Annotated in this window: 4 protein-coding genes; all 4 read right to left on the bottom strand. The window is 32.3% G+C overall.

Going from position 1 to position 10,128, the window contains the following annotated elements:
• On the bottom strand, positions 1-2,769 hold a 2,769-nt coding region (locus tag ACVC2P_RS03655; RefSeq protein WP_452597133.1), incomplete at its 3' end, for an L-type lectin-domain containing protein.
• A 135-nt stretch (positions 2,770-2,904) separates the two neighbouring features.
• Positions 2,905-7,710: a choice-of-anchor L domain-containing protein gene (locus tag ACVC2P_RS03650; RefSeq protein WP_452597132.1), complete on the bottom strand. Its 4,806-nt coding sequence runs from the start codon at positions 7,708-7,710 to the stop codon at positions 2,905-2,907.
• 273 nt (positions 7,711-7,983) lie between these two features.
• The gene (locus tag ACVC2P_RS03645) at positions 7,984-9,831 is read right to left on the bottom strand and encodes a gliding motility-associated C-terminal domain-containing protein (RefSeq protein WP_452597131.1); all 1,848 of its coding nucleotides are present in this window, start codon (positions 9,829-9,831) and stop codon (positions 7,984-7,986) included.
• Between the two features lie 41 nt (positions 9,832-9,872).
• Positions 9,873-10,128 (bottom strand): T9SS type B sorting domain-containing protein (locus ACVC2P_RS03640; protein ID WP_452597130.1); only part of this gene is annotated, 256 nt, incomplete at its 5' end.

Below are 10,128 nucleotides of genomic sequence, written 5' to 3'. Positions count from 1 at the left end.
GGTGTATAGTGTTGGTAATGGGTTAACTGCGGCATCGGCATCGGCTTGGGTTAGGTAATAGCTTAGGGTGATGCCTGTTTGTCCATTTAGTATTTGTGCGTTGGCCTCTTCTAGATTAAATTCTTCGACTTCATCGCCTGGGTTATTAACATCACAGAGTTCCAGTGGACTTGGTTGTACGAGTACGGGTAATGGGTTGACGATAAGTTCTAGTGGGCGTACTGTTGCACAGCTATTGGTATTGTCTTCTACTCGTATCCATATGGTTTGGGTATTGGCTATAGTGTTGACAAAGGCATTTGGCGTTGCTATAGGGTTGGTCCCGGCATTGGCATTGGCTTCTGTGATATAGTAGGTTACGATGTATTGTGTAGGGTCTAAATCGTTAGATGGGTCTGTGTCTAATTGGTTTAGTATTTCTGGCTCTTTTTCGGTTAAATCGAAACTGGCAAAGCCATCGACATCATCGTCACAGACTTCTAATGGGGTGGGGTCTGTTATTTGTGGGGTGGGGTTGACGATAAGTTGTAGTTCTACAAAGCTTGCACAGTCTGTTGCGATGGTTGAGCTTTCTATTCGTACATAAATGGTTTGCATGTTAACCACAATGTTATTGTAAATGCCGGTGATGGCATTAATGTTGTTTTCTGCATCGGCCATGGTTTCATGGTAGGTGATATTTAATCCTATAGCTCCACAAGCGATTTCATTGTCTGCTTGGGTTAAATCGAATTCTCCAAAGCCATCGCTGTCTGGGTCACAGTATTCTAATGATGTTGGGGTACAGGCTACTGGGGCTTGCTCGACTTGTAAGGTTAGCGTTGTTGTATCGAAACAGTTTGTTATGCTATCTTCAACACGTACAAAGATTTGTTGCATATTCGGCACTATATTAGTGTACGGAATCGGCAATGGATTAACACCATTTTGGGCATCTATCAATGTTAAATAATAACTTACAATATAGTTAGTATTTCCTCCAGAAATTTCTCCATTTTTAATAGAAAGATCTATACTTGTAATTCCATCTGGTGTACCATCGTCGCAAACACTTAAAGGTGTAGGAGTATTTATTATAGGCAACGGGTGTACTGTAACATTCTCTATATTTGTAGCTGTACATGTTCCATTTGTAGTATATTCTACGTTATAAGTTGTTCCTGAGACTCCCATTGTTATTTCTCCAGTTCCTGCATCTATCATTGCTCCATCTGTAGGCATTGGATTAAAAGTAAATGTCCCACCAGCAAGTCCATCTATATTAGCAGTAGCTCCATTACAGTTTGGTGTCATTGTAAAAGAAGCGTCGTCTAGAGGTAATACATTTAGAGTTTGTGTACTAGAACTTGGACAGGTTCCACTTGTAGTATATTGAATAGTATATGATGCACCTGATGTAGCTCCGGTAACATTACCTGTTATTGCATCTATAGTAGCTCCATCTGAAGGTAATGGGTTAAATGCAAAAACACCTCCTGGAGTTACTATATTATTAACTGTTCCTCCAGTACAATTTGGTATTATAGAAAATGAAGCATCATCTACTGGGTTTACTATAAGTTCAAATAGAGCATTGTTAGACACAGTATAACAGGTTGGAATGGTTGCACTCTCTATCCTTACAAAAATTGGTTCTGGGTTGGCTACATTAGTATATAGGTCTGGTAATGGATTTGTGCCATTATCTGCATCTGCAAAACTTAAATAATAGGTAATATTATAATCTGTTGCAGAAAGAGAACCTAATATATCGGCATCTTGAGTTGTTAAATCGAATGTTTCAGAGCCATCGTTACTTGCATCATCACATAACCCTATATTTGAAGCATTATTAATGGCTGGGTTTTCTATAGATAATGTAAACGATTCACTTGCTATTAAATCTCCACAACTATCAGTTATTTCAACACTATATGTTGTTGTTGCATTTGGAGTAAAAACTGGGTTTGCAATGGCTGGATCACTTACTCCTATAGTAGGTGTCCATGCATAGGTATAGGTTCCTGCTAAAGTAGCATCTACTGTATTTAATGATTCTCCACTACAAACACTTTGATCGGGTATTGATAGAAAATTATCGGTTGTAAGATACTCTATACAAACTTGGTGTACATTTGTAGCACCTCCCGTAGATCCTGTAAAGCCTAAAAAAACATTTGAGTTTCCACTAAATAAATCATTAGAAATATCTCCTGTATAGGAGAGACGTTGATTACAATCGAAAAAAATGGTTAATGTGTTTGTTGTGCTTTCCCATGTTATTTTTACTTCATGATTATTACCGTCTTCTATATTAGTAGAGGTGTTTGATGCTTGAATTGGGCCTGCTAAATTTTCTGCAGCTGAATGGTTAACCACTCCATTAGATAATATTGCTATATGATCGGCTATAGGATCATTTTCATCAGTATTTTGCCATGTATCAAATTCAACAGCTAATGAAGGAGTAATACCTTCATAGCCAACGCCTCCTCCTGGATTGCCAACTACAGGTGTAGCTGTGTCCTTTAATATTAATGCCATACCATCTGCGCCATTGGCATCATTTGATCCAAAATTAGCATTAACTTTTATCACAAAATCATTTGTTAAATCGATAGCATTATCTAACCAGACTGCACCTACTTGGGTATTAATATTTGGTGTAATTTGATAACAATTATTTCCTAAGTCGCTTGCATCTCCAATAAAAGTAGTAGATAATTGAGCATTAATTTTTATAAAGAAAACTAGAAATACAACTAGTGTTATGTTTTTTTTAAAAGTCATGTTGAATAATATGAATTATGTGCAAATCTAATTAAAATGGATTTTAACCATATTGTATATAACAATTAAAAGATAAAAACTCCTAACTGCCTTTTTTACTATTTAATAATATTGCGAAAAATAATTTAAAAAAGATTAACGTCTTAAAGTAAAATGGCCTTTAACATCAAATTTTATGTTTCCTTTTACAACTTTAGCTAAAAACCAATAATCATTTGCTGGCATCATATGGCCATTGTAAGTCCCATCCCATCCATAAGAATTATGTTTTAGTGTAGTAAGTAATTTACCGTATCTATCAAAAATATAAACTAAAGTTCCTGGTAATTGACTTACTCCTGTTATATGCCAAGTATCGAAAAAACCATCTCCATTTGGAGTTACAAATTGTGGCGCATCTATGATAACAACATCTTTAGATGTAGAGTTACAACCATTTACATCTATAACAGTAATAACATGCGGTCCAATAGGTACATTTGCAAAAAAGTTTGATTCTTGAGGTATTCCATCATCTAACTGGTATAAGTAATCTCCAGAACCACTAACAACTACTGTGATATTATTAGGGTCTGCGAAATCTACGGTCTCTGTAAATTCTATAGTTGCAGCTTCCGATTGGATTACATTAAATGTAGATGTTGTTGAGCACCCCAAATTGCTTGTAACAGTAACCGAATATTGTCCTATTGCATTTATTTCTATTACTGAACTTGACTCATTAGTAGACCATAAGTATGTATCTGAAGAGACGTTAGTATCTGCCGATATAATAAGTGGTAAATTGTCTAAACATATTACTTGATCTGTTATATCTACAAAAGGCTTCCTATTTACTGTGGCATTAAAACTTGTAATATTAAAACAATTGGTTTCATTATTTTCTACTCTTATATAAAATGTTTGTATCGCTTCAACTGTATAATCTAGATTTAAAATTTCATTTTCATTAGATATTGCATCATTTTCAGAAATAAAATAAGATACAGTAAAATCATTAGGGTTTTGAGTTCCTAAAACTATTGGTGTTTGTTGAGATAAATTAAAAGATAACATGTTATCGAAATCATCATCACATGCTTGCAAATTTGGCACAGGATTAGCCATTGGTAATGGAATAACTTCTATTGTAAACGAACCATAATTAACACAATTAGTATCTGTAAACTCTGCTCTAATAAAGATAGTATCGCTATTAGTAATATATGTGTAATTTGTACTTAATTCATTTTGCATAGATTCTGCATCTGTTAATGAACTATAAAATGAAACAGCTACATTTTCTTGAGTTCCAATTAATGGTTCAATTGTGTCATTTAAATTATAAAAATTATCTTCATTAGTACAGGCTTGAAACACAGGTATATCTGCTATTGTTGGTGGTAAATCTACAATTAACTCAATAGGAACATTCGCCGAACAATTAGAAATTGTATTAGTTACCGATATATATACTATTTGAGGATTACTTACATTATTGTAGTTAGTAGGAGTTGTTATTGGGTTTACACCGGCATTTAAGTCTTCTTCATTTTCATAATACGTTATAACTGTATCGTCTTGTCTTATTGCTAAAACTTCAAACTCGGCAACTGTTAAATCAAAAACAATACTACCATCTGTATCTGTATCGCATGCTCTTAAAGCAGAAGCTGAACTTACTTCTGGTATTTGTACTACATTATATTCAAAAGAAGCTATTCCTTGACAATAAGTTCCATTATCTACACTCACAAATAATTCTTGTGGGTTTACGATATTTGCAAATGTATTTGGTAATGGGTTTTCTTGATTTTGAGCGTCCTCTAATGTTAAATGAACTGTTACACTTAATGCTTCTGGACTATTTTCCATGATTGCATCAATTTGTTCACTTAAATCAAAGATCTCAAAACCATCATTAGAAATATCATCACAGACAAAAACATCTAAAGGCGCATTATAAATTGGTTCTGAACCTACTTCTATTATAAAAGAAGCTATTCCATAACAATTATTATCTGTAACGTTTTCAACTCTAACATAAATAGTTTGTGTTTGAGAGGTATTATTGTAAACATTGTTTTTATCTATAATGTTAGTTCTATTAATTGCGTCTTGTTCAGTTTCAAAATACAGTACCTCTTTACCAGTTTGTCCGTTTAGTATTTCCTCATCCTTTTCTGATAAAATAAAATCGGCTATTTGATTGCCATCTGTTTCACAATTTCTAAAGTTAGTGATAGGAATAAATTCGGGTAATGTATTTACTATTATATTTATTGGTACTAAAGCATAGCATCCAGTAGATTGATATTCAACTTTAGTTATAACTGTGGTAGTTTGCGTATTGTAATTTGTACTATTAACTATTTCATTGGAAGAGTTATTAACATCTTCTTCTGTTGGAAAAAATGAAATATTTAATCCATTAGTGTTATTTACTATTTCATCTATTTTTGTTGTTAAATCTATAATAGAAAAAGCATCTTGATCATCATCACAAACAACATAATCTGTAGGAATTGATACTGTTGGTGCTGGTAATACTTCAATTGTTAACGGCTTAATATCAAAACATCCAGATGTTGTACGAACTCTAACATATATAGTTGTTGGGCTTGATGTATTATCATAGAAAGGAGGAAGACTGTTGGTTTGATTTTCTGCATCGGCCATGGTTTCATAATATGTTACCGTAGGGTTAGGGATTCCAGCACTTACTATTTCATTAAATTCAGATAATTCAATAGAAGTTAACATGTCGTCATCAGTATCGCAATATGTTACAGTATCGGTGTTTGTTATTGTTACAGATGGATATACTGTTAACTCTATTTCTGCCGTATTACTACAGTCAGGATTCTCTATTAATAAATATAAAATTTGAGAACTATTTACAGTATATGGGGTAGAAGTATCTAAAGGGTTGGTATTGTTTTGTAGATCTAATTCTGTTTCATAATAGGTTATCGTTACATCTTCTAGATTATTAGAAATAACTGTTGTTATAGCACTAAGATCAAAAGTTCCACTTCCATCATCTGGAGCTACATCGCAAGTGCCAAAATTACGAATATTTGTTCCTGTTTCAAGAATGTTAGTATGTAATTCTAATAATACAATCGAAAAGCAAGAGTTATTATCATTTTCAACTCTAATATAAATTATTTCTAAATCTGGAGTTGTATTTTGATAATTTGTAGGGTCTACTATTGGATTTACTCCTGTATTTGCATCTTCTTGAGAGGTATGAAATGTTACTGTTACACCTGTGGCACCTTGTAATACATCATTAATTACTGTTGTTAAATCAAAGGTTTCTATACCATCGTCATCTTGTTCGCAAGCATTAATTTGTTGCGTTTCATTATTAACATTAGGAGCATCTGTTGTATTAATCATTATGCTTGTATATGCAGAACAATTTGTTGTTATATCAATAACTGCTATAAATAATTCCTCATTAGGATTTGTTGGTGTATATGGCGATGCTATTGGGTTTGTTCCTGTATTTGCATCTGTTTGCGAATAGTGATAGGTGACTTGTAAATTACTATTGCTATTTGTAACAATAGCATTATAGTCTGTTAAAATAATTTCGTTACTTCCATTCGAACATATTTCTATAGGATCTGGGTTTGTAATAATAGGAAAAGGATTTACAACTAATAAAAATGTAGTTATATATATACAACCTGTATTTGTATCTTCTGCTCTAACATATATTGTTTGAGGACTAACGATATTTGTAACTGTAGTTAAAGGATTGCTATTACTTACAGCATTGGTATTAGATATATGATAACTTATTGTATAATTAGAAGGAGGCAACGCAGCCTCTATTTCTGAAGTTTTAATGGTGAGATCAAACAATTCTGCTCCATCATTACTAGCATCATCACATTGCGTATAATCACTAACAGGTGGACCTGTTTCTATAGTGTTAAGCGCTACATTTATCTCATCAGAAAATGTACATGTTGTAGATCCTAATGGAACGGTTATTTCTACAGAATATACTCCAGAAGAATCAACAAATAAACTACTTGATGTTTCTGATAATTGATTTCCATCTTGAAACCATACATACTGAGCATCTGGATTATTTGTCTCAGCATCTAATGTTGTAGATGTATTACAACTAGAAATATCTTCTCCTAAATTTACACTATCTGTAAAGCTATTCCCTTCTATAAAGACAGCGGAGTCAAAATTTCTATCTGTTTGATCTGCTATAATTAATTTTATTTGATATTGAACATTTGGGGTTATACTAGCCGAGGCAGACATAACAGTTGTTCTTCCATTAAAATTTGTATCTCCAATATTGTATCCTTGAAAAAATTGAGCATTTTCAGCATCACAAAACCCAACTATTTCATCATGTATTGTATTTGTATTTACAGGAATTGTGGTGCTAGGAATTACTGCTATATTTTGAAAAGGAGCTGCTGTTCCTGCTTCTCTAATTAAAAAAGCAAAACCATCTGAATAATTACACGGGTAATTATTAAAATACTCTTCGGAAGCTAAAATATAATTAAACTGAATTGTACTAGATGCTGAAATAAAGTTGAATTCTATAGAAGTAGCATTTAAAGTGTTGGAAATACCTAGAGCGGTTTCTAAATCTGGATCTGTCCCCCAACTATTATCCCCTTCATTTAAAGGATTTACATTTTCAACATTTCCAGCAGAGCTTACATTTCCAGATGATAATACAATTCCATTTTCGAAAGGAAAATTAGAATTAGCTCTCTCAAAATACCCATAACTAGAAAAACCATTTACACTACCATTAAATGATGATGTAATGTTAGATACTTGGACACATCCTTGCACTAAGTTATTTTCTATAAGCTGTTGCGGTGTTAAAGAATCATCTATAGATATTTGCTGGGCATTTACTTGTTGAAATAACATATAAGCGATGAAACATAACATGTAATTAAACTTCATATTTGTGTTTCTTTTTTTCAAATGTTTAAACATTTTGTAGGGAAGTTTGGGGTATTTTTTGTGTACTACGAAATTAATCATTTTTCGGATGAAATGCAAAAAAAATAGATAAAACGCATTTTTCAAATTAAAACATCCGATTAAATGCTAATTTTAAAGTTCTTTTGAAGGTCTATAAAATAAACCTCATAATTATATACGAGAGAATTCTTGAAAAAGTTTTATTTTCATAAAATATTAGGAATGTGTTCTTGGTTTAGATAAGTAAGAGAATTACCTATTCAGGTAAACCCAACCTGTTAAGGCTTTAAAATTGGAATCGTTGAGGTGTAATACATAAAAGTAAGTTCCAGAAGGTAAGTCTCCACCACTATTTATTCCTCTATTAGATTTACCATACCATTTAAGGTCATTATTACCTTGAAATATTAAAGTTCCGTAACGGTTATATATTAATAATTCATGATTTTCAAAAATATCGTACAATCCCTGAATATTAAAAAAATCATTAAAACCATCATTATTTGGAGAAAACCCATCTGGGATATATGGAGGACAGTTTTCTGTCAATAGCTCAAATTGGAAAATATCAAAGCAAATAGCTGTTTCTGTTCTTATAAAAATAGTTGTAGGCGTTGAAGATGGCTGATAATTTTCAGGAATTAAAATCTCGTTAATATCATTTTGTAAATCTTCTATTGTTTCATAAAATGAAAATTCAGAATAATTACTGGCCTCTATTTCTGCTAAATTAATAGTTAAATCAAAAATGGCTGTATTAAATCCAATATCACAAGCTTCCATTGCTTGTATAATTTGAGTTTCAGGAAGAGGGATAAGTGATATATCTTCTATAACTTCATTATTTATTTCAATAATCTCTATTACATTTCCGTTTCCATTTCCATCATCATCCACAATTACAGATAATAAGAAGTCATCAGGAATATTATTAGGTATTTGTAAAGTAATTTCTCCGCTTTCTGAACCTCCGATAACAATATTGCTAAATGTTTGTGATTGTCCAATAAGTATAGTTTCTGCATAAAATGAAATAATAGTTCCAGAAGGTAAACTTGCTGTACTATTTAGGTTATTTACAGTATAGTATAGATCTAAAGTACGATTTCCACAATTCACAAAATAATCATCTAATACTATTGTAGCATCTGGCAATTGACTATTAAGTACAGTTATAATATTATTGATTATAATTAAATCTGCTCTAAGATTACCTGTTTGAGGGTCTATAGCCCCTGTGGTTAACTTTATTTCTACTTCTGTATCCCCAATTGCTATATTATTTTCAATTCCATAAACATCTAAATCACAATTATAAAAATTTGTAGCATTTGTAAAACTATTAGTACCATTAAAAGCATTATCAACTTCGTTTAGAGGAGGGTTTGAAATAAGATTACCGTTAATAGAAATACTCTCACCATAATTTAAAGCGTTATCTCCTTCCCATGCCAAAAAACCAATTTTAGCATTATCATTATCTAAGACATTAACATTATTGAGTAAGATGGTCTTTTCCTGAACATTTCTGTTTATAATTTCTAATCCTTGAAATAGATTTACCTGATTTAGTGGAAGACTGTTGTTTTCGAAAATAACATACAGGCTCCAACCTGCAAAATTTGTTCTAGTAGTACAATAACCAGGAATAGTTGCCAAAGTTTCTGAAATATCAAGATTAGATAATTCGTACATAGTATTACCCTCTGCTAAAATTTGATCGGTCACATCTGCATAACATGAGAAATAAGTAAGTACTCCTTGAAAAGGATCATCATAATCAACAGTATAAGTTTCATCTGCTACTACATCTGTACTATTTAAAGTTACCTCCATATCTCCAGAACCTGAACCTGCCCAATATAAATACGCAGCTATAACATTTGATGAAGAGTCTACATTTAATAAAGCCTCAGATGATGGTAAAGTTTCGCAAAAAAAACCATTTAGATTATTTTCTGCTTGATTTAAAGTATTACCTATAGCTAGATAATCATAACGACCATTAAACTGACTGAAAAGCGTAATATCTTGAGCTACTATTATTGTTGTTTGAAAAAAAACAATAATGAATAATACTATATATTTAACGCTTTTCATTCAGTCCATTTGATTACCAAGGTTTTAAAAATACAAATTCCTTATCGTTTCAACGCAAAATGCGCCTTAAACGTTTTCACTTCATTAGTACTCGGTTCTCTGTACTGTACCGTAAACCAATACGTACTATTAGGCATAGGGTTGCCATTATAAGTCCCATTCCATCCACTTCCAGAAGGACTTAGTTGTTTTAATAGCTTGCCATAACGGTCAAAGATATAAATAATAGCATCTGGTTGTCCAGCTAAGCCATAGATGTTCCACGTATCGTGGTACCCATCCCCATTAGGTGTAAAG

The organism is Pontimicrobium sp. MEBiC01747 (assembly GCF_053601635.1).
The sequence above is the reverse complement of the archived record's forward strand: the minus strand, read 5'-3'. Positions and strand labels throughout refer to the sequence as shown.